We start from the raw sequence: 22,162 nt of genomic DNA on the forward strand, positions 1-22,162 counted from the left end.
TGTTCTACTCACAATATTTAACTTTGAGTTTGCATACCGAGGGCGGCACTGTTTCTTCTGAAATAAGCGTACACGGTAAAGGCTCCACCCAGTATCATGCTTAGCAGGAACGGGAAGTAGGAGGCGTCCGTGGAGAAGAGGTCTTGCAGCCATTGGGTGATGAACGGATAGGTGATAATCGCGACGTAATTCATTGACATAACGAGTGCAAGGGCAAATGTCGCGTGTGATTCCACCGTGCTTGAGGAAGTTTTGTCGTATATGATCGGTTGCATGGCTCCGTAACCTAACCCGATGAGTATAATGCCTATCGTCAGTATAACGGGACCTGCTTTCAGTATGAATAAAATAAAACCGACGGCAATAGCGCAAAGGGCGATAAAGTTCGTGTATGTTTTCAAAACTGAAATAATGTTGTTGATAAAAAATCCCGGTATTGTCATGGCGAGGAAGAACACGGAAATAAGCGTACCGGCAATGTCCGGATCCTTGTAGTGTTTCATTGTTTCCATGTAAATGGAGAGATTGAACGGTACGGTTAAAACCAAAAAGGTGATGAAATAATAAAGAAGCATCAAAGAAACAGGCCAATTGTGTTTCGTGCTTGATGCGGATGGGGTAGTGGAGGCGGTCGTCGTTTTGGGTGCAACAGTATGTGGTGTGGAGTCCAGTTTAAAGGCGAATAACAGAGAAATCCCCGACAGGCAATATACCAGAAAGGCGTAATGCCAGTTGATATCGGCAAGGACTCCGGCGAGGAATGTCGCCAATACGAGCGTTAAGTTCGTGATTGATGAGGCAATACCCAATTGCCGGGTACGATAGCGTTTGGAAAAGTTATCCGCGATAAGTCCCGTGGAAAAAGGAATGATCATTCCGGCACCAATTCCCAACAATGCGCTGATAACAAGTAATAGCGCGAGAGAATTGCTGAAAGGGTACACGACACTACACCCGAAGAAGATAGCTAACCCGATAATGAGAATCCGTTTTTTGTTCACATGTAGGGAAAGTCGTCCCGCCAGCAGGATAAAGGGTACAATAATAAACGAGGGAAGGGATTCCAGCATTTGTAATTCCAAATCGCTTGCTCCTTTGAAAATATGTTCGAGATCGCCCAAGATAGGGGATATGGCTAATCCCGGCAGGGAAGTAACCATAGAAATAGAATAAATGGCAAGAAGCGCAGTCAGCGTGATCGTACCATGACCTGTTTGTATCTTCATTTTGGTATCGTTTAGTTCTAGTCCCTATACGGGAGAGAGAAGGAAAAGATTATTAATTTTAGATTTTAAATATTAGATTTCTCCCCGCTTGCTCCGTTTATTTGTGCTAATCATAAATCGAGAAATCGTCAATTCTCGGGTTTGCGGCATCGAATGACGACCGCCTTTTCATTATTCAATGTCGTGGCTAGTAGGAATATATCTCCACCTTCTTTCATCTTGCTTCGGGAACGGATTTCGTTTGCCGATATTTTGAAATTTCGGGTAGTGATGTTTGCTTTCGGGATTGTTCTAGCTATCTGTTTCAGCCATTTGCTGGAGAAGTCGAAGACTTCTTCCACTTGAAATATTCTACCGGGGAAATCATGGATTAACGTATCTCCGGTATATAAATGGCTGTGCCGATGTAATTTCTTTAGCCCATAACGATTTGCCGGAATCTTGAACGCACCGCTTTTTAATATGGAACTATTGGGTTCATAAAGGTATTGACCCACCGTATCCGTCATGTCGGGTTGCGCTTCTCTCTCGTCTTCCGGCGTGAAAGTGAATCTCTGCACGATTCGTGAAGCGGGAAAGTTGACGGCGTGTATCGTTAACGCGTGTTGCTCCGGCGTCGTGTCCAGTACAAACAAAAGCTCCTTGCACTCGTTTTTCACCGACAACGCATGTACCTCGGTCGTCTCCGGCAGGAGGCGCAGGACTGCCGTGATATCGGCCATGGGAGATATTTTCACGATCAAGCGGCTGCCGCGGGAGAGTATGTTCTCTTTTATTTCCAGTACGTTAGGTTCGTAATCGGCAAGAGCGAAGATACGCTTGTTATCATGAGTCCGGCGGGAGGGGTCTATATAATACGTGTCTGCCGCGAGAGTCCCCGCTACTTGTGTGCCATTCCCGTGTATTACTTCTATGTTATTCGCTCCCAGTATGCTGAAATTATAACGTGCAGCTTCACAATACGAGGGATTCTGTTCCACGTAGGTTACTTTACCCGTCGAACGGGAAAAGAAATAAGAATCGACACCCATTCCCCCCGTGAGGTCACAGAGCGTGTTGCCCGATATCAAGCATGCCTTGTAGCCGGCAGTAAGTTCCGACGAACATTGTTCCGTTGCTAATGCCGAGGGGTAAAATATACCGGGATGAGCGAACCACGAGGGAAGCTTGTCTTTGATTCTTGCACGGGCATGGATTTGTTCGACAGCTATATCCACCCGGTTATCCGGGTAGTTCTTTCTTTGAAATTGCAATCGAGCGGGCTCATCATCGAGATGTTCCCTGACGAAGTCAAGTATTTCGGAAGACAATAGCATCGTGTCGGACATTGTTTTTTACTCGTGCAAAAATAGGGAAATTAATCCGGTAAAAACAACGCTTGCTCATCAATTTCTTTGGGTTCCATTGTCGGATTATAGGGTAAGCTGAACCAGAAACGAGATCCTTTGCCCACGGTTGATTCCACCCCGATTTCTCCGCCCAACTTCTCGATAATGCTTTTGCAGATAGGCAGCCCCAACCCCGTGCCTCGTATAAACGAGTTGAGTTTCACGAAACGTTCGAACACGTGCCCGATATTTTCTTTTGGGATGCCGATTCCCGTGTCCTGCACGTGAAATTCGATGCGTTCGCCCGTGACATGGTACCCGAGGCGGATGCTTCCCTTTTCCGTGAATTTGATCGCGTTATTGATAAAGTTGGATAAGATTTGAGCGATCCGGTTTCTGTCACTATAAATAAAACATCGGGGAATATGCTCCTCAAACGAGAGTGTCACGTCCTCTGTCGTTAATTTCATCGTGTGCAGGCAAACGACTTCCTTGCACAGGTTATTGACATCAAAAACAGCGAGAGAAATATCAAATGTCCCGGCTTCGATCTTCGAGAGATCCAATATATCGGAAATCAATTGCAGGAGCAGTTCATTGTTTTTCTGGATAACGGAAAGATATTGTTCCCGTTCTTCTATACTTTCCGTTTCCGCGACGAGAGCCGAGAACCCCACGATGGCATTCAACGGGGTACGTATTTCATGACTCATGTTAGCGAGAAACGCGGACTTCAACCGGTCGGATTCTTCCGCCCGTAACTTGGCTTTCAGAAGGTGCTGTTCCGTTTCTTTCGATTCGGTAATATCTATATTCAACCCGATCACTTCGATTATCTCGTTTTGCGGGTTGTATTCTTTGACTTTAAAGCGGACACGTAACCAGCGCCATTCTTGCCCGACCCGCACTCTCACCTCGTCCGCGAATTCCCGGCTTTTCCCTTCCAGTACTTGCTGGTGAAACCCTTGCAATTTCACGGTGTCCTCGGGGCATACGAACTCGTGGACATCCTCGATATCCTGAACATGACGGGGTTGTTGGTTGAGGTTGTAAAACCAGACATCCGAGCCGAAGAATGTCTTTTGTAACGGGTTCCACCTGCATATACCCACTTTGGAAAATTCAGCGATATTGTTGAATAAGGTTTCAAATTCTTCGATCTTCCGGTAGTTCTCGAACGCTTCCGTGTTGTCTATCACGATAAGCAAGTAATTCTCAACGTTATGGTTTGTGTCATAAAGGCAGGTACCTTTCACGGTCAAGTTCTTGCTTCCCGTGTATTTTGTGCTGTAATATACCTTGTCGATCTTCGAGAATTTGTATATAAGCGGAAACATGATCTCTTTACCCTGCCGTAGTTCTTCCAGTTTATCTGCCGGAAGATTGGGGTTTTCGAACAAGTTCACCCCGAGCACGTCTTCTTTCCGGTTGAAACCGAACATCTCGGCTTCTATGTCGTTCAAGTCGAGCAGATCACCGTTCTTGTCATATATTTCGATACCCACGGGGATGTTTTTATATATATTGCGCAGGGCTTCCTCGCTGTGCCGGAGTGCTTTGATCGCTTTTTGTTGCTCCGTGATATCCGTGAATAAGGCCACAACCTCGTTTTCTCCCGGCGAATAAAGAGTCAGGCGGTATTGTAAACCTGTTTTTTCCATGAATCGGGTGCTTTCCGTTGCTTGCTTTTGCAAAACGATATTATGCAGGCGGAGCAAGCTCTCTGGATCTTCTATTCCGAAATCTTTGGCATTTTTACCGTCGAAATAATTCGGGGGTGTTCCTGATATTCTGTTGAAAGCGGGATTGGAGTCAAGGTATTTAAAATCGCACGGTTGTCCGTTCTCGTCATAAATCAGTTGCAAACGGAGATAGCCGATAGGTATGTGATCGTATAGTTTTTGTAAATATTGTTGTTGTTCCCGTGCTTCTCTCTCCGAGGTGCGTAATTCTATACAAATATTGATGATATTCGATATGGCGAAAAACCATTCTTTATCGATGTGAGTCCACAAGCGGGGACGATTGACGATGTCGATGCCCATGTATCCCCATATCCCGTCGCTGGAGGCGAGGGGAATGACCAACAGGGAGGCAATATTCTGACGTGCCAGTACTTGTCTGTCCGTTTCTGCCTCGGGGGGCAACTCGTCGAGATGATTGATAATAATCGGGATATTATTGAGTATCTGTTTGCTCCACCACCCGATATGATTGGAATCCATGTCTTGTAATGTATCTATTTCCGGTTGCACGCCGGGTTTTGTCGCCTCGTATATACAACTTTGCGTGTCCTTTTTTTTATCGTACTTGAAAATATAGGTTCTATCCCCGTCAAATTGTTTAAGAACCTCTTTCAACGTATCGGTAATCACTTGGTCTGAATCCGGGTTTTTAAGAAATTTGGATAAGGATTGTGACAGGGAATACTGGCGTAACATCAGTTCTTTCAACTGGTTCTCTTCTCTTGCTTTTGATATGAGAATATTCTCTTCTTCTTCCAGAATCTTGGAATAACCGGTAGCCGTGACCGTCCCGTCCTCTTCAATGACTCTATTCCCGATTTTGGAATGTATCCACATTTCCCCGAATCTTGTCATAATAGGGAATATTTCATCGTAGAAGTTTTGGTTTCTCAAGTGCGGGAGGTTTGCGCTCACCCGTTGACGGTATTTCTCGTTAATCAAGTTCAGAACTTGATTTGTTGTTAGCGTGTTCCCTTTAAGTCCCAGTATATCCACCACGTAATCCGAGCATTGGATTTCATGTGTTTCGAAATTCACTTTCCACCACCCGATCTTGGCTGTTTTTTGCAGTTCTTGGAGTATAAGTTCTTTTTCTCGCAAACTCTCTAATTCGCTATTCGAGATAGTGGTATTACCTGTTTTTGACATAATCACGTCTTTTGGAAATGGGATCTATTCTATTTTGCCAATCTATTTCCCGGCAAAAGTAAATAATTAATCTCAAAATACCACTATTTAGTTGTGAAAAGGCTTTTATTAATCTTCCGTGTTTTGCCCTGTCCTGCGGACGAATCAAATATGATGATATTTACAGAGAAAACAAAAAAAACTTTCGCCAGTCTGTGAAGGGAAAAGATTTTTCCCTACTTTTATCGCACTTTCCGCGTGTATGGCGTGGATGAGTGCGTGAAGTTGTTATTAATTATTTAATACCTTATAAGTCATGAAACAAACCTTGACATTTAATCTTTCCACGATAACATCAACGGAAAGTAAAATCAACGTCGATGCCTTCGACGAAAGCTTGGAAGCCTTCGAGAACGGAGATTACCTGAAAGCTTTCCATACCTTGCTCGATTACGTGAACCCGGACTTGCGGGAGAAATACGGTAATTCGGCAGGAACAGAGTTTAACGTTCCGCACGGTTCGATCGTGGTATCGATAAAGATCGAGGACGGGCAAGTAAACGTTATGGCACCGTTCCTTGCATTGCCGGACAAAGGCAGAGTACCTTTGTTGCGTCAGGTAGCAGGCTTGAATTTTAATGACATGGATCTGGCACAGATTGAGTTGCGGGATGAAAAACTGTTCTTCAAATACAGCTGCCCGCTTGCGTTAGCACAGCCTTACAAGATGTATTACGTGTTGGAAGAGATATGCCGCACGGGAGATAAATACGACGACGAGTTCGAAACGAAGTTCGGGGCAGTACGTATTTATGAACCCAAGGTAACGCCTTTCGACGCGGAAACGCTTGATAACGTGTACGAGGTCATTCAGTTGAGTTGTCGGGAATGTATGGACGCGGTGAAAGGCTTCGAGGCTGACCGTAAATACGGTTTCGCGTGGAACGTGCTCGACACTACCCTGTTGAAAATCCTTTACTACGCTCACCCGCAAGGACAGTTACTCAATGACTTGAATAAAGCGGTTAGGGAAATGGACCGGGAGGACATCCCGCTGCCGGAAGTGGTGAATTACGGTAAGTCCGTGGTTGCCCGTGTCCAAGCAATGACGAAAGAAGAATTGGCGGAAGACTTGTATTTCGTGGAAACTTTTATCTCTCCGAAACGTCGTTCCAATCTAAAGAATATACAGGAGAATTTCGAGGGAACATACGACCGCGCCACCCAAGCGTTCGAGGCGAGGGATTACCAGACGTGTTGCTTGATGATCGTGTACAAGTTCTACGAGATGTATTTCTACAATGACGTGCAGGACGACGTGAATACTGTTGTAACGAGAGCGTTGACGAAGACTTCGGCCATGCCGTGGGATGAGGCGGCGCGGATTCTTCACGAGGCAATGGATAACATCATGGAAGGAGAACTCGACGCGGATGATGATGACGAGGACGTGGATTTCGGAACGATGGTGAACAACGCTTTCGCTAACGTGGATATGAATCAGGTAGCCCAGAATATGCAACAGGCAATGCAACAAGCCATGCAGGGCGGTATGCAGGAATATCTGGCCAACGTGCAGACTTTGCAGATGCAGATGATGCAAGGGCAGATTAGCGTGGAGGAATACACGCGTAGAGTACAGGAACTGGCTGCCGGGTTGGGAAACAATCAATAACAAGGATGAAATTTTGACATTATGGAACAGAATATATTTAAAGCCGTCTATAAAGTAAACCATGCCGGCGGATCAGGCAGTTGTTTCTACCTGAAAAACTATGATTTATTTGTAACAAATTATCATGTCGTGGAAGGGTTCCGTGAAGTGGCTCTGCAAGATAACGACAAAAACAGATTTTACGCCCGTGTGGTATTGGTCAATCCCGCGCGCGATATCGCTTTACTGAAAGCGGACGGTGATTTCTCCGCGCTTCCCGAGATCGCGTTATCCGCCCTCGACGAAGTTTCTATCGGGCAGAGAATCAACGTGGCTGGATATCCTTTCGGTATGCCTTTCACGGTTACCGAGGGTACTGTATCTTCGCCCCGTCAGTTGATGAATGACAGTTACTATATCCAGACCGACGCGGCAGTGAATCCCGGTAACAGCGGGGGACCGATGTTCAACGACAGCAACGAGCTGGTGGCTATCACGGTAAGTAAACTCAATAATGCCGATAACATGGGATTCGGTATTCCGGTTGCCTCTTTGCGCGAGTTGCTCGAGCAGATTGCCGACCTCGATACCTCGATATTTAACGTGCAGTGTAACAGTTGCGACGAGTTCATATCCGAGGAGGAAGAATATTGCCCCTCTTGCGGTGACAAATTGCCGGAAAACGTGTTCAAGGAAAGAACGTTGACCGACCTTGCCGTGTTCTGCGAGGAAGCCATCGGGGCGATGGGCATTAATCCCGTGCTTGCCCGCGTGGGATACGAGAGTTGGGTATTCCATAAAGGAAGTTCCGAGATCCGTATGTTTGTTTACAATCGCCAATACCTGTTCTGCACTTCACCGCTCAACGTGTTGCCGAAAAAGAATCTCGAACCCGTGCTTTCATACTTGCTCAACGCGGACGTGCGTCCTTATCAATTCGGTTTGGACGGTAATCAGATTTACATTTCCTATCGGGTACATATCTCGGATGTGTTCTCCGAATACGGCGAGGAAGTTCAGAAAAACTTGACAAATATGGCTTTCAAAGCCGACGAATTGGATAATTACCTCGCCGACACCTTCGGTTGTGAATTCTCCGAATACGCGAAGAAGGACGCCATTTAGGGGGGCGCCTTCGGCAAGTTACAAGTTGCTTCTCTGGCGTTTAAGACTGTATTCCAGCACCTCCTCTGTTTATAGAGGAGGTGGCTGCGAAGCAGACGGAGGAGTTTATTAATTTTAGATTTAGAGATTTTAGATTGAATGATTCCTGCCGCACGAGCAACGCTTTATTAAATCACCTAATCAAAGAACTTCCTCCCGGCTCGCCGTGTTATTTTGAAAAGAAATGAGGCGGTGGCACAGGTACCAATTTTGTGTTGGGATGAATATCAATTGGAGGGGTTGTGTGTGCCGCCCGCCTCTGGTGGTTGCAAACTTTATTGCCGTCTAAGTTTAATGATAAACACTATTCTCTTGTTTCTATTTTTAGTTGTGTAGTAAAAGTATAACCGAATACCCGATCTTCAAAATATAATCAACGAATAGGCTGATTTTATCGACGAATGGACGAATTTTGTCTTCGGCAAGTTATCGTTTTTTAGCGAGGCTGTAGTCCGACAGTTTTTCGCGTTCAGTGTTTTTCCAATTGCAGTTTCATCATAATATCGGTTTGTTCGTCGTTACCCAACTTGAAAATATGTTTGTCGAATGCGACAAAGCCGTTTTTCTTGTAAAATTTTATGGCTCTCGGGTTCTCTTCCCAGACTCCCAGCCAGATATAATCGACGTTCATCTGCTTTGCCACTTGTATGGCTTTTTCGTAAAGTAGTTGCCCGACTTTTTTCCCGTGAAATTCCCGTAGCACGTAAATCCGTTCTATCTCCAGCGCCTTGCAGTCTTTCAGTTCCGTTTGGGACGCCCCGAAGTTCAGTTTCAAATAACCGATAATATGGTCGTCAACAGCCGCGAAGTAGAACTCCGAGTTCCGGTCATGAAGTTCTTCCGACAATTTTTCTGAAGAGAAGCTCTCTTGCAGGTATTTCTCCATGTCTTCGGCAGTATTTACCTCGGCAAATGTTTCGGAGAAAGTCTGCCTGCCGATTTCCTGTAACCGACGGATATCACCGGAAGTCACTCTTTGAATACTTATATTTTCCATGTTTGCCTGACGTTGATTATTTATAAGTTTGAGGACAAAGGTAGGGAAATTACTCGCTATTCGGTAATTGTTTTTACTATCCGGTAAATATACGCTATATTTACCGGATAATTAAACTCGAAAACATGTAATATGATTATGCAAGATATAGTAAACGAACGCTGTGGTTGGTGCGGAACCGATGAGTTGTACGTGAAATACCATGACGAGGAATGGGGAAGGTTAGTAACCGATGACAAGAAGCTATTCGAGTTTCTTGTACTGGAGAGTGCCCAAGCCGGGTTGAGTTGGATAACCATTCTTCGGAAGCGGGAAGGATATCGTGAGGCTTTTTGTGATTTCGATGCCGGGCGGGTGGCACGAATGACTGATGAAGATGTCGAGCGGTTGATGCAGTTTGACGGCATCGTGAAAAACCGCCTGAAAATCAAATCGACAATCACCAACGCGAGATTGTTCCTTGCGTTGCAAAAGGAGTTCGGGAGTTTCTACGACTATACGCTCTCTTTCTTTCCCGACAGAAAACCGATTATCAACACCGTGCGGTCATTGAGTGATATCCCGGCATCTTCTCCCGTGTCCGACGCGATGAGCAAGGATATGAAAAAGCGCGGCTTCAAATTCTTCGGAACGACGATTTGTTACGCCCACTTGCAGGCTTCGGGGTTTATCAACGACCACCTGACGGATTGCATTTGCCGGAAAGATAATGTATGAATTAGAAAGGGTTCGAATCCCTTTAGATACAAAAAGAGAGTCAGTTTTCGTGTACTAACTCTCTTTCAGTGACTTGCTTTCGCGGAGAGAGAGGATTTTGAACCTATAACTCTAACCGCTTATGTGTCAGCTACTTTGCTTTCAAAATTTCAAATAGGTAACGAAACAGTAACGATTTTCAACCGTTAAGCCTGTCCAACTTTGACCGCTGTTTGTCTGCCTAACTTTCGGATTCAAAGATATGGCTTTCTTTTGAAATATGCAAATCATTGAAAATAAATATTCTGCGGTTAGTGCAAGGTGCAAGCTATATATATAAATATATACTTGCACCTTGCACTAAGATTTTGGCTTAAATCTCTCCTAATGCACCTGTCAAATCCTGTATATCAGAAAAACCATTTTCGTCAAGATATGAATTGATGCCGTTTATTACTTTTAGGCTTATAGTCGGGTCTATAAAATTATATGTCCCTATTTGAATAGCGGTAGCACCAGCAAGGAAAAATTCTATTGCATCTTGCCATGACGATATTCCACCTAAACCTATAATCGGAACTTTAACAGCCTTATATGTTTGCCAAACCATTCGTAATGCAACAGGTTTGATGCAAGAGCCGGACAACCCACCAGTTACAGTAGATAAGATAGGTTTACGAGAATTTATGTCAATAGCCATCCCCATAATTGTATTTATCATAGAAATAGCGTCTGCCCCTGCATCTTCTACTGCTTTAGCAATATCTGCAATATTTGTTACATTTGGGGATAGCTTAACAATCAACGGCTTATTGTAAACCTGTCTGACTGCATTAACAACGGATGCTGCACCTTTAGTTGTTACTCCAAACTCCATACCTCCATGTTTTACATTCGGACAACTTATATTTAACTCTATTGCCGGAATTTTATCTAATGTAGCTACTGTTTCGGCACATTTTACATAAGATTCGATGGTCGTTCCTCCAACATTTACAATCATATTTGTATCTATGTCTTTTATTGTTGGATATATATTATTCACAAAATAATCTACACCTTTATTTTGAAGCCCAACTGCATTCAACATTCCTGATGGAGTTTCCGCCATTCGAGGGTACGGATTACCCTCTTGCGCATACAGTGTTGTTCCTTTTACAAATATTCCTCCTAATAAAGACACATCAAAGAAATCTGAAAACTCCGTTCCATATCCAAAAGTTCCCGATGCAACTGTTACAGGATTTTTAAAATCAATACCACTTATTTTTGTTTCTAATTTTGCCATTATAACGATTTTATGTGTTTACGATAATCTCTTAAATCCTCTTCCCGGAAATTATTTTTAATGGACTGTATTTCTTTTAATATCCGTTCTCTTTCTTTGGGTAGAACTCCAATAAAAGGTATGGGATTAGATACAGTGTTTGCTAAAAGATGAACACAATTAGACGGTTGGAATCGTTCAATAAACATTTCCATTTCTTCTATCCGTTCATATTCCGATGCATCAACAAATGTCCCCGTTCCTATTTCCTCATAAAGAACTGTATCGGGAAATACGGTTAAAGAAAGTACATTGATAATATACGGATGCAACAAACTAAAGGTATCAGCCGTATTAATAGCATTGCGTTCCCCTTGTCCCTTTCCTGCAAGCCCAATCAAATACGTGAAATTATATTCAATGCCAGCATTCTCCAATTTTCGACATTGTTCAACAATATCCATAACAGAATACCCTTTATTCATTTGTGACAGCGTAATATTATCTCCACTTTCTGTCCCGATAGAAATCCGGTCATATCCTAATTGACGTAATTCCATCAATTGCTCTATTGTCTTTTGTTTTATATCGCTAATTCGAGCGAAACAGCCGATATTTTGCACTTCCGGAAGATATATCTTTATTAAAGTGGCAAGTATTTTCAGCTTTTCAAAGCTAAGTACAAACGGATTTGCACCAGTTAAAAATACTCTTCGTGCCTTTGGTTGATATAGCTGGGCTATTTCTAAATTCCTTTCAACTTCCTCACGGGAAGCAACTCTAAACTGCGTGTCTTTATACAAACTACAGAATTTACACCTATGATGTGAACATCCTATAGTGGCTTGAAGCAATAGTGAATTTGCTTCGTAAGGCGGTCTCCAAACAGAACCAGTAAATTGCATTCTTTTTAATTCCATTGATTTATCCATTTTATAATCACACCAAATTTTGTATTTCCAATATATTTAGTTACTTTTGCGCAAACAAAGATATAAAGTTACTTAGTATAAAAAAAGAACTTACATAAAGGTAAGATGCTTACCACAAGGTAACTCTTGTTGATTGACAATTATTTAAAGATAAAAAATATGGAAGAAAATCATTATAGAGAAGCGGTATGTCCAGCGTGTGGTATTATAGACCGTTTTGGTGATAAATGGTCTTTAAGAATACTGGTCTTATTGCAAAAAAATGGGACAATGCGTTTTAATGAATTAATGCGCAATGTTCCTAACATATCTCAAAAGATGCTGACTACAGCATTGAAAAAATTAGAAGCGGATATGTTGGTAAATCGTAAATTATACCCCGAAATACCTCCCAAAGTAGAGTATAGCCTTACACCACTTGGTGAAAGTCTTATGTTGCCTTTAGATGGGATTATCCAATGGGCATTGGAACATTCCGATGAAATCTTGAAACATCGTAATAAAATGGAATCAATTAAGAAAAAGCAGGATGATTAACTATCCTGCTTTTTCTTATAGTTGTAGGTCGCAAATATTGCGTCCTTATTCGATTGACATTTTACTAACTGCCAATAAGAACCAAATGTTTCTCCGATAAAGCCTATTCCTTTTCCTACAAAAACCGGAATATGGCAAATAGTTATTTCATCCAATAATTCTAATTGAATTAATTCCGTTAATAATTTAGCACTTCCTATAACTAATATTTCATGGTGCTGCTTTAATCCTCTTATTGCATCCAATGGCTTTTCAGTAAGAAATGAAATATTGCTATTGGGGAGTATATTATAATCGGAATGTGAAACGACATAAATAGGCTTTGTTTTATAAACCTGCCCATCTAAATGCTCAAAAAGATAATTGTATGTATTAGCACCGAGTAATAAGCAAGAAGCATTTTCGAATAAACTTTTAGGTATCGCCCTTACGCTTTGTGGAATCCAATCCAATTCTCCATCGACAGACGCAATAAAACCGTCAAGAGATAGTGCTATAAATGATTTTATCTGCCCCATAAATATTGGTTTTAACAGTTAATAATCTTTGATAACTGCCCGCCAATACCCCCAAAAAGAAGCGTGGCTCTTACACTGCTTCAATGCGAGGTACTGGCAATACCCAAACGAGGAACAGGCAAGACCACGCTATGATAAAACATAGCATATCCTGCGCTGAATATCCCCTCGTTTTGAAAAGTGCCAGTTTTCGCATTGGGACGTTCGGCGAACGTATATGTTATATATAAAGACGAAATCACAGCCGAAGCTGTTCAATCGCCGTTATTTTCTTATGTTACTTTTGCAAAAGTAGTAAAAATCACTGGAATAACCTTGCAAATAATAGAAATCCTGCCGTGTTATCACAACATGGCAGGACACAAGCACATGAACCACACAAGTTTCGTCCATACGTTTATGGTTTGTTATGTTCTATTGAAGATTATATGAACCTATAACAAAGAAACTTTGGTTTGCCGTGTCTTTGGTGATGATGTCCCTTTCCCGCATGAATCGGATATAACTCTTTGCAGTACGTTCCTTGATGTCCAAGACCTGCTGCAACTGTTCGCAAAGGTCTATATAGGTGATGCGTGTCTGCCGACCGAAGATGTCACGTGCGACATTCACCAGTTCCCTTTCCTTACGCTTCTCCTTTTCCTCACGTGGTTTCTCGCCCTTGTACACGTGCATCCCGGCTTCCTTGTCCCATGCAAAGAGCATCAAAGGAACGTCCAACGGGCTTCCGTCCCTTACTTTCAGAGCTTTTACCACCGACTGGGCGGGTTCTTCGTCTTTCTCTATCGAAAGGATTGTAGCCGCCTTACGCTGCAACTCACTACCCAAATGTCCCCGTAACTTCAAGCCGTTCGGAACGAAGTGCAGCACACAAAGAATACAGGTGTTGTAGATACCCGCCAGCCGATAAAGTTCATCTATCACCGCCACGCTTTCCGCTTCATCGTTAGCACTCTTTACAAGGTCTGCGATGCCGTCGATGACGACCAACTGGATACCGCCGTACTGGTAGTAGAATTTATCCATGCTCTGTACTATGGCGTGTAAGCGTTCCTTACGTGACATACCCGTCAGGCAGAATGCTTTCAGTTCATCGGGTTTGTCCGGCTGTTTGGCACGTGTCAGCAGGTTGCTTACATTCTTGAACAGTTGTACTTCTGACTGTTCGGTATCATAGAGCAAAACCGCCTTGTGCCTGCCGTTGGCGGTTATCTGTACGCCCAGCGTATCTACTTCCGCACCAGCCGGACAGATGCAGCCCGCCACAATTGCAGCTACATAATTGCTCTTGCCCGTTCCCTCGCCTCCGGTGATACCGAACAGGTTGCCTTGTGTCCCCAGCGGAACGTCACCCGCCGAAATAATCTCTTGCGCTTTGGCGGGCGGGTTGTTGAAATCTATCTCGCATGATTTTAGCATAATCAATGTGTCGCTATACAGGTTGTCTAAAAATTCGATAAACAGTTTCAGGAAATCTTCACGGGTGTTCCCGGCTTTGAAGTAGTCGGATATGTCCTTTTCCTCTTTCGTTCCCAGAAGCGGCAGCAGCAGGCGTTTCACGCCAAATTCTTCTAACAGCTTTTCTTGCTTGCGTGAGCTTTCCCTGCCCGTCTTGTCCATGTCAAAGAGCAGGACGATGTGCTTGAAGCGAAACGTCAGCCGATAAACCAGCGTGGGCGGTATCGTCACCGTTTCGCTGTTGAAGCAGATAGCGTGAAAACCGTGCGCCGCCAGCGAAAGCACGTCTTTCTCGCCGCCCGTGATGAATAGCGTGTCGCCTTTGGCTGGCAGTTGTTCCAGCCCGAAACAGTAGTTTTCGCCGAAGCTGCCGCCGTAGAGGAAGCGGGGCGTGGAGAACGGGCGGTACAGCTTGATGTGCTGTTTCCCCTTGTAGCCGTAAATAGGTTCTGCCACCGATGAAGTGTATGTGTACGGTTTGCCCTCTGCCGTTTCGCTGCTATATTCCCGAAGTGAACAGACCTTGTAATGTTCCAGTAATTCGGGCGTGATGCCATACTGTTGCCAGTACACCAGTTCGGCAAGCGGGAACTTTTGTTCCCGGAAGTGGTAGGGCTTGACTGGCTTTTCTTCGGGTTTGTTCGGCACTGCCCGGCGGACGGTTGCCGGGGGAATGGAAACTGGAGTGCCGGAAGCCAGCCCCAAGCCCAAATCTCGGTCGATGATTTCCAGTATCTCCACGAAGTCTGCCGCCCTATTGCAGTCCAGCCCCTTTAACTGCCCCACGAGGAAGAAACAGTCACCGCTGTAACTGTCGTTGCCGAAATCTTTCATCTTGTAGATGCCACCCCGGCGGTCGAAATAGATGTTGCAAGAAGCCTTGCTGTCCTCGTACAGCGGGTTAAGAAAGTTGCGACCTATGCGCCAGTTTCCGGGCAGGTAGTGTTTGAACACCGCCAGCCCGTTACTTGTTCTTTCTAAGATTTCCTCTTTCCTTAGCATACAACTGGTGGTTGGTTATCAAGTTGTCGATGTTCTCCTTGTTGCTCCTTATCAGGCGTTCTTCCAGCATCCGGCGTATCTCGCTGACCTTGTAAAAATAGCGTCCCCTGATATTGGAATAGGCGATAGTTCCCGATACCCGCAGGCGTTGCAGGGTCTTTTCGCTTATTTTCAGGAACGTGCAGACCTCATAGCTGTCCACCCACATATCTTCTTCACTTTGTTTTGCCGTTTCCGCATGGTTGAAGATGTAATCGGCAATAGCGGTAATCTTATTGTCCAGTTCTTTATAGGCTTTGGACTCGAATGTTATTATTTCCATAAATGATAACTAATTGATTTGCCGCAAAATTGCATCTTTCTTTAAGATAAAAAATACAAGATTATATCAACTTGGTTGAAATTTTCTCAATGTCTTTTGGAGTGAATTTTAGAGGGAAATTACATATTTTAGTCCTATTCATATTGCTAATCTGTATAAAAAGAAAAACTACCAAGTTGGTAATAATATGGTAGTTTTCTAATTGGCTAAATATCTTATCTACAGATTATCATCATCCATACGCTTTTGCAGTTGCTCTACTATGAATGTGAAAAAAGCAGTTCTGTCTTTCTTTCGATTTTTAAGGCTTAAATAGGTTCGGTAGTAATCTCCCAGTTCAATGCCAAATGCTGCTTCGATAAACGCCATAATTTCTTTTATCGTAGCATTTCCATAATTCAAGGATTTTGCAGCAAACAATCCATATCCCCATTCTATTGCTTCAGATTTCGAGCCAGTCCATTTTAAACTAAAATCTGAAAGCGAAGTTCGTATTTCCGCAATCTGCGTTTTTCTATCTAATAACTGTAACTGGCGATTTAAATATATGCGCAACATTTCATTAGATAATATTTTTGCCACTTTATAGTCAAACCCGGTTGAAAAAGCAGGGTCTTTATCCAAAAAATTGCAATCTAAACATAACCGAAAGTTACTTTTATATCGAACAAAGTAATAAGTATCTAAATGCGTTGCTCTTGAACGGTAATACTGGTAAAAATCAAGATTTTGGTCAAAAAAATATTTCAGACTATTTAATTGGCTATGAAGATATTCTCTCTGTACATCATCACTGCCAATAGGACGTTTCATTTCAATTCTAACAACTTTATGAAAGAATATGTACCTACCAAGAATATCTGGCTTTATTTCTTTGAAAAAGTGAATTTCTTCTTGTTCACTCTGAAATTCGTATGCGATAGTCATTTCTCGCAATTTTTCAAACAATGGACGTATAACGTCTATCATATATAATGCATCTTCTGTATTGACATTCTCATCAATACCACGCAATTCCATTTCTTCATTAATGCGAAGTAATATTTCATTGATGTATTTTTGCACCGTTCAAACTTAAAAGATTTAAAAATTGGCATTTTTCGGTGTACGTGGAAATGGTATCACATCACGAATATTTGACATTCCTGTAACAAATAACACTAATCTTTCAAATCCTAACCCAAATCCTGCATGAGGAACAGTTCCGAACTTTCGTGTTTCAAGATACCACCATAATTGTTTCATATTCATACCCAATTCTTCCATTCGCTGGCGTAATTTCAGGTAATCTGATTCACGCTCGGAACCTCCTATTATCTCTCCTATCTGTGGAAATAAAATATCCATTGCTCGTACAGTTTTACCGTCTTCATTCAACTTCATATAAAAAGCTTTTATTTCTTTAGGATAGTCCGTAACAATGATAGGGCAACAAAAATATTCTTCAACTAAAAAACGTTCATGTTCAGAGCTTAAATCCATGCCTTGCACTATTGGAATTTCAAATTCTCTGTTTGATTGTTTCAATATTTCTATTGCTTGTGAATATGGCAATCGAACAAATTTGTTATTTACTACTGAATGTAACCTTTCGATTAAACCACTATTTACTGTATTATTCAAAAAAATCAAATCACTTTCACACGCTTCAATAGCATAGCGAATTACATATTTCAAGAAGTCCTCCGCTAAATCCATGTTATCGTTGATGTCAATAAACGCCATTTCGGGTTCCACCATCCAAAATTCAGCTAAATGGCGATAAGTATTCGAGTTTTCAGCCCTAAAAGTTGGTCCGAATGTGTAAATAGCCCCTAATCCCAAAGCCCCCAGTTCACCCTCCAATTGCCCTGATACAGTTAGATTCGCCGGGACACCAAAAAAATCTTGATTATCACCCGTTGTTACTTCAAACAATTTTCCTGCTCCTTCTGCATCAGATGTAGTTATTATGGGAGTATTAAAATAGAAAAAACCTTTTTCATGAAAGTATTTATGTATAGCAAAAGCTAAATTATGACGAACTCTAAATATCGCTCCAAAAATATTTGTTCGCATCCGCAAATGAGCAATATTCCGCAAAAAATCTAACGAGTGTTCTTTCTTTTGTAAAGGATATTCCTGTGGGTCGGCAGTGCCATATAAAACTATATTTTGGGCTATTATTTCTCCATGCTGCTGATTTCCAGTAGATAGTACAAACATACCATCTACCCGAATGGCACTTCCGGTAGTTACCAATTTAAGAAAATCTTTTTTTATCTTTTCATGTTCAGCCACAATTTGCAGATTATGAACAGTTGAACCATCATTTATTGCAATGAAACTAATGTTTTTACTTTGTCTATGCGTTCGTACCCAGCCGTTTACGCTTACATTAATATTATAGGTAGTTGTTTTCAACAAATCAATTATTCTTATTTTCATAAAGTCATAATATTATAGTTTACAATGCCATTTCATTAATAAATATGGTAAGGGAGTTATTCGAGAGGAACTGGTTATTTATGAATAAGTCATAATTCAACTCAATATGAATATTGTTATCACCAATTGTAGGATGGTAAGACAATGTTTTGATTTTTACATTGAGTTCTCCATCTGTATTAATATAATCAGATTCCGTACATTCTCCCTCTATGAAAGACATTTCAGAGAACAAACTCCCACTTCGGTATAAACAAACAGATTTATTACTGATTACCAATTTGTTTTCAATGATATGTCCACCTTTACATAGTTCTCGATATTCAACAATATGCAGACCATTAACAATAGAATATTTTCCAATAGCATTAGTCACTATCTCGTCAATATAATCAGCATATTGTTGAACACCTTTTACTATAACTCTAATATCCGCTTTCATTAGATAGATTTTATAAATGTGGCAGATTTTCACGATAGCTTCTCAAATAAGCTTCGTCTTGCTCTGCTATTTGTTGTTTTAGAAAAGCAATCATTTTTTGTTTATCTGTTTTCAAATTGCCTCTAACCTGAATTAAGTTGGACGCCCCATCCGTTACAAATCGAGCATCAATTTTAAGATTTTCAATCAAAGTCTTCATTTCCTCCAACTTCTCAATTTCAGTTTCTTCTTTCCAATTACCAGCCTGTATTTCCTTATACAGTTCCGAAGTCGGATAAATTGTTAGCATTGAAGATTCAATTATTTGCGGATGAAGCTGATTGAAAATTTCTGCTGTTACCTTTGCACCCATCTTGCCTTTTCCACTACCATAAATTCCTGTCAAATAAAAGAAGTTATAGGTAATATTTGCTTCTTCCAATTTCTTACATTGCTCAATGATGTCCTTTGATAGAAATCCCTTTCTCATGAAAATCAAAGATTCATCATATCCAGTTTCAACTCCGATTGTAATTCCATCATATCCAAGTTCTCGCAATTCTTTTAATTCTGTAACAGATTTAGGGGTAATGTCCGTAATTCGTGCAAAACACCCTATACTCTGACAAGCAGGGAAGTATTGATGTACCATTTTCGCAAGTGTTTTAAGCTTATTCACACTAAGCACAAATGGGTTTGCACCTGTGAAAAACACCCTTTGTGCGTGTCTATAATAATAACTTGCTTCCTTTAAATCCGATTTTACCTCTTCAATTGGTGATAGCCTAAATTTGAAAGGTAAATCCTCGTATAAAGTACAAAATTTGCAGGAATGGTGAGTACATCCAGCTGTTACTTGAATGAGCATTGAGTATGCTTCGTAAGGCGGTCGCCAAATAGTTCCAGTGTAGTGCATAATTCTTTTTTTATTAGTTAATAATGTATTGTTAAGACACCAAACAAATATACCAATGTGGTAAACATGATATATTAAGTATCTTTTTCGATTGCAAAGATATAAATATACTTAGTATAAAAAAAGAAGTTACAAGACAGTAAGATAGTTACAAAAAGGTAACTCTTTTTGTATATTAGGAAGTTATAACAGAAAAAAATTGAAAAGTTTTTTGAAAATGCGCCCGGTTCCCGCCGGGCGCAACCACTAAAATTTCAATTATTATAAGTTGTAAAACCTATCACAATGAAATTTCAGTGGCAAAGATAGGCTATTTCTTCGGTTTCGCTTTCTTTTCGGGGAATGAAAAACCGACATTGAACTGCTCGTCCAGCACAAGCGAGGCATCGAAAGCCTTGCCGTTCTTGCCCTTGAAGCCCTTGATTAGCCCGGTCTTGCGTTTCGTCACCAGTTCGACAATCTGCTTGTCGGAAAGCTGCTTGTCGCACTTGTTGCGGAATATGGTAAGCGTGCAGTCCACGTTGGAACACTTCGCCACTTTCGGGTAGAACAGGATGCGCCCGTTATTGCATTTGGGGCAGGGACAGGTTTCACCAGTAGCGACAGATAGCTGCACCGATAGCAGTTCTGCGGTGATTTGCGTTGCGTACACCTCGATGCCCTTTCGGAACGTGTCGGCATCCATGCTTCCCGCTTCTATCTTGGCAAGGGCGGTTTCCCACATGCCCGTCATTTCGACATTGGCAATCTTCTTGTCCTTAACTATCTTGTAAACGGCAAGCCCCTTGTCGGTAGGCACAAGGTTCTTCTTCTCACGCACGATGTACTGGCGGGCGAACAGCGTTTCGATAATCGCCGCACGGGTGGCGGGCGTGCCTATCCCGGCATCTTTCAGGCTGGCTTTCAGTTCGGCATCCTCCAGTTCCTTTCCGGCGTTCTCCATTGCCGCAAGCAGGCTGCTTTCCGTGTGCAGCGGTTTCGGCTTGGTCTGCTTCTCCAACAGTTCCACGTTGGAAATCGGCAGGCTTTCGCCCTCTCGGAGTGGCGGCAGGCTGGCGGCGTCTTCATCCCCGCCCGTTTCCTGCTCGCCGAACACGGCACGCCAGCCTGCTACTTTCATCACAGACCCTTTCACCGTGAAATCGGTATCTCCCGCCGATAGCACGGCGGTGGTAACGTCTTTCACGCACTTGCCCGAAAAGGCTTCCAGCATACGCCCGGCTACCAGCTCGTAAACCGCCCGCTCGTCTTTGGAGAGTTCGCCGGGCAGGTTCTCGGTAATGATTAAGGCGTGGTGGTCGGTCACTTTGCTGTCGTTTACGCTGCGGCGGTTCAGTGCTGCACCATCCAGCCCGGCGGCATACCCGGCAAAGCGGGGGTATTGCCCCAGCAGGGCGACACGCTCCGGCATTTCATCGAAAACGTCCTCCGATATATAGCGGCTTCCGGTTCTCGGGTAGGACATCACTTTCTTTTCATACAGGCTTTGTGCTATGGAAAGCGTCTTGTCAGCCGAAAAGTTCAGCTTCGTGTTCGCTTCCTTTTGCAGCGTGGTAAGGTCGTACAAAAGCGGCGGTTCTTGGCTGACTTCTTTCCTCTCAACGGATTTCACGGAAAGCCGCCCGGCATCCTTTACCCGTTGCAGGGCGGCTATGGCTTCGGGCTGTTGCTCCCATTTGGCGGTAGATTGGACGGTGAAAACTATTCCCCCGCTGGCGGTCGCCGCTTTGAGTTGCCAAAACTTGGCGGGTACGAAATTCTTGTTCTCCAAATAGCGGCTGCATATCATCACGAGCGTGGGTGTCTGCACCCTGCCCAGCGAGAACACGCCCTGCCCGGCGGCTACGCTCAACGCTTGGGTGGCGTTTATCCCTACCAGCCAGTCCGCTTCGCTGCGGGACTTGGCGGAGAGGTAGAGGTTATCGTAACGCTCTCCCGGCTGTAAGTTATCCAGCCCCTCACGGATTGCCTTGTCGGTAAGGCTGCTTATCCACAGGCGCACAAAGGGCTTGGTACAGCCCAAATAGTTATAGATGTAGCGGTGTATCAATTCACCCTCACGCCCGGCATCGGTGGCGACAATAATCTTGTCGCATTGGTCGAAAACTTCCTTTATCACTTTCAACTGTTTCAGAACGCCGGGGTCTGCCTTGTAGCCTTTCTCGGCTTTCACCTGACGGGGGATTAGCTGGAAATCGGGCGGCAGTATGGGCAGGCTCTCCCTGCGGAAGTTCGCCACGCCGTAGGCTTCCGGCATGGCAAGCTGGATTAAGTGGCCGAACGCCCATGTCACCATATACCCATTGCCGGAAAGATAACCGTCATTACGCTGGGTCGCCCCGATGATGCGGGCGATGTCCTTTGCCACGCTGGGCTTTTCTGCTATCAATGCAATCATAATTCTCTACTTTTTAATGGTGGATA

At 43.1% G+C, this 22,162-nt stretch carries 18 protein-coding genes; 4 read left to right on the forward strand and 14 right to left on the reverse strand.

All coding sequences use genetic code 11. The features are described from left to right. Nucleotides 1–17: 17 nt before the first annotated feature. The 3 genes from L0M98_RS04165 to L0M98_RS04175 all read right to left on the reverse strand — a co-directional run bounded on the left by L0M98_RS04165 (nt 18) and on the right by L0M98_RS04175 (nt 5,448). Entirely contained in the window at nt 18–1,226 is a 1,209-nt protein-coding gene (locus L0M98_RS04165; RefSeq protein WP_099291974.1) for an MFS transporter, read from the reverse strand. A gap of 128 nt (nt 1,227–1,354) precedes the next feature. Then, nucleotides 1,355–2,554 carry a class I SAM-dependent methyltransferase gene (locus L0M98_RS04170; RefSeq protein WP_227215077.1) on the reverse strand — a complete coding sequence of 400 codons (1,200 nt, stop codon included), beginning with the start codon at nt 2,552–2,554 and terminating at the stop codon, nt 1,355–1,357. Between the two features lie 29 nt (nt 2,555–2,583). Next, entirely contained in the window at nt 2,584–5,448 is a 2,865-nt protein-coding gene (locus L0M98_RS04175) for an ATP-binding protein (protein ID WP_227215079.1), read from the reverse strand. A gap of 295 nt (nt 5,449–5,743) precedes the next feature. Here L0M98_RS04175 and L0M98_RS04180 point away from each other — a divergent pair, with 295 nt between their 5' ends. Together L0M98_RS04180 and L0M98_RS04185 are read left to right on the forward strand one after the other, a co-directional pair. After that, on the forward strand, nt 5,744–7,102 hold the full coding sequence (locus L0M98_RS04180; RefSeq protein WP_227215081.1) for a YbjN domain-containing protein: 1,359 nt from the start codon (nt 5,744–5,746) through the stop codon (nt 7,100–7,102). Nucleotides 7,103–7,123: 21 nt separating this feature from the next. Next, nucleotides 7,124–8,206, forward strand: a complete 1,083-nt coding sequence (locus L0M98_RS04185) for a trypsin-like peptidase domain-containing protein (protein ID WP_227215082.1) — start codon at nt 7,124–7,126, stop codon at nt 8,204–8,206. A 508-nt stretch (nt 8,207–8,714) separates the two neighbouring features. Here L0M98_RS04185 and L0M98_RS04190 read toward each other — a convergent pair. After that, nucleotides 8,715–9,242: a GNAT family N-acetyltransferase gene (locus tag L0M98_RS04190; RefSeq protein ID WP_227215084.1), complete on the reverse strand. Its 528-nt coding sequence runs from the start codon at nt 9,240–9,242 to the stop codon at nt 8,715–8,717. Between the two features lie 138 nt (nt 9,243–9,380). Here L0M98_RS04190 and L0M98_RS04195 point away from each other — a divergent pair, with 138 nt between their 5' ends. Then, nucleotides 9,381–9,959, forward strand: coding sequence for a DNA-3-methyladenine glycosylase I (locus tag L0M98_RS04195; protein ID WP_227215086.1), 579 nt, complete (start codon nt 9,381–9,383; stop codon nt 9,957–9,959). 352 nt (nt 9,960–10,311) lie between these two features. Here the strand turns inward: L0M98_RS04195 and L0M98_RS04200 are convergent, their stop codons facing one another. Next, nucleotides 10,312–11,226 (reverse strand): dihydroorotate dehydrogenase, encoded by a 915-nt coding sequence (locus L0M98_RS04200; RefSeq protein ID WP_227215089.1) that lies wholly within the window; start codon nt 11,224–11,226, stop codon nt 10,312–10,314. Then, nucleotides 11,226–12,125 (reverse strand): radical SAM protein, encoded by a 900-nt coding sequence (locus L0M98_RS04205; RefSeq protein ID WP_227215090.1) that lies wholly within the window; start codon nt 12,123–12,125, stop codon nt 11,226–11,228. Before L0M98_RS04205 ends, L0M98_RS04200 begins: the two co-directional genes overlap by 1 nt. Nucleotides 12,126–12,296: 171 nt before the next feature. Between L0M98_RS04205 and L0M98_RS04210 the strand changes: the two genes are divergently transcribed. After that, nucleotides 12,297–12,674, forward strand: a complete 378-nt coding sequence (locus L0M98_RS04210) for a winged helix-turn-helix transcriptional regulator (RefSeq protein ID WP_073348143.1) — start codon at nt 12,297–12,299, stop codon at nt 12,672–12,674. On the opposite strand, the gene L0M98_RS04215 is transcribed toward L0M98_RS04210, so the two are convergent. The 8 genes from L0M98_RS04215 to L0M98_RS04250 form a co-directional block, all read right to left on the reverse strand. Further along, on the reverse strand, nt 12,671–13,192 hold the full coding sequence (locus L0M98_RS04215; RefSeq protein ID WP_227215092.1) for a dihydrofolate reductase family protein: 522 nt from the start codon (nt 13,190–13,192) through the stop codon (nt 12,671–12,673). The two genes, L0M98_RS04210 and L0M98_RS04215, sit on opposite strands and share 4 nt — an antisense overlap. Nucleotides 13,193–13,606: 414 nt before the next feature. After that, nucleotides 13,607–15,652 (reverse strand): bifunctional DNA primase/helicase, encoded by a 2,046-nt coding sequence (locus L0M98_RS04220; protein ID WP_227215094.1) that lies wholly within the window; start codon nt 15,650–15,652, stop codon nt 13,607–13,609. Continuing rightward, on the reverse strand, nt 15,615–15,974 hold the full coding sequence (locus tag L0M98_RS04225; RefSeq protein ID WP_195438395.1) for a helix-turn-helix domain-containing protein: 360 nt from the start codon (nt 15,972–15,974) through the stop codon (nt 15,615–15,617). The genes L0M98_RS04220 and L0M98_RS04225 overlap by 38 nt, the downstream gene beginning before the upstream one ends. A 219-nt stretch (nt 15,975–16,193) precedes the next feature. After that, nucleotides 16,194–17,039, reverse strand: coding sequence for an RteC domain-containing protein (locus tag L0M98_RS04230; protein ID WP_059026299.1), 846 nt, complete (start codon nt 17,037–17,039; stop codon nt 16,194–16,196). Nucleotides 17,040–17,057: 18 nt separating this feature from the next. Continuing rightward, nucleotides 17,058–18,401, reverse strand: coding sequence for an asparagine--tRNA ligase (gene asnS, locus L0M98_RS04235; RefSeq protein ID WP_149919161.1), 1,344 nt, complete (start codon nt 18,399–18,401; stop codon nt 17,058–17,060). Between the two features lie 19 nt (nt 18,402–18,420). After that, complete coding sequence (locus tag L0M98_RS04240; RefSeq protein WP_059026297.1) at nt 18,421–18,843, reverse strand: DUF1934 domain-containing protein; 423 nt, start codon at nt 18,841–18,843, stop codon at nt 18,421–18,423. A 10-nt stretch (nt 18,844–18,853) separates the two neighbouring features. Beyond that, nucleotides 18,854–19,738 carry a radical SAM protein gene (locus L0M98_RS04245; RefSeq protein ID WP_059026296.1) on the reverse strand — a complete coding sequence of 295 codons (885 nt, stop codon included), beginning with the start codon at nt 19,736–19,738 and terminating at the stop codon, nt 18,854–18,856. Nucleotides 19,739–20,048: 310 nt separating this feature from the next. Then, nucleotides 20,049–22,136, reverse strand: a complete 2,088-nt coding sequence (locus L0M98_RS04250) for a type IA DNA topoisomerase (RefSeq protein ID WP_227215096.1) — start codon at nt 22,134–22,136, stop codon at nt 20,049–20,051. Between the last annotated feature and the right edge of the window lie 26 nt (nt 22,137–22,162).

Source organism: Butyricimonas sp. DFI.6.44, assembly GCF_022132345.1.
In the GTDB taxonomy this organism is placed as follows: Bacteria; Bacteroidota; Bacteroidia; order Bacteroidales; family Marinifilaceae; genus Butyricimonas; species Butyricimonas muris.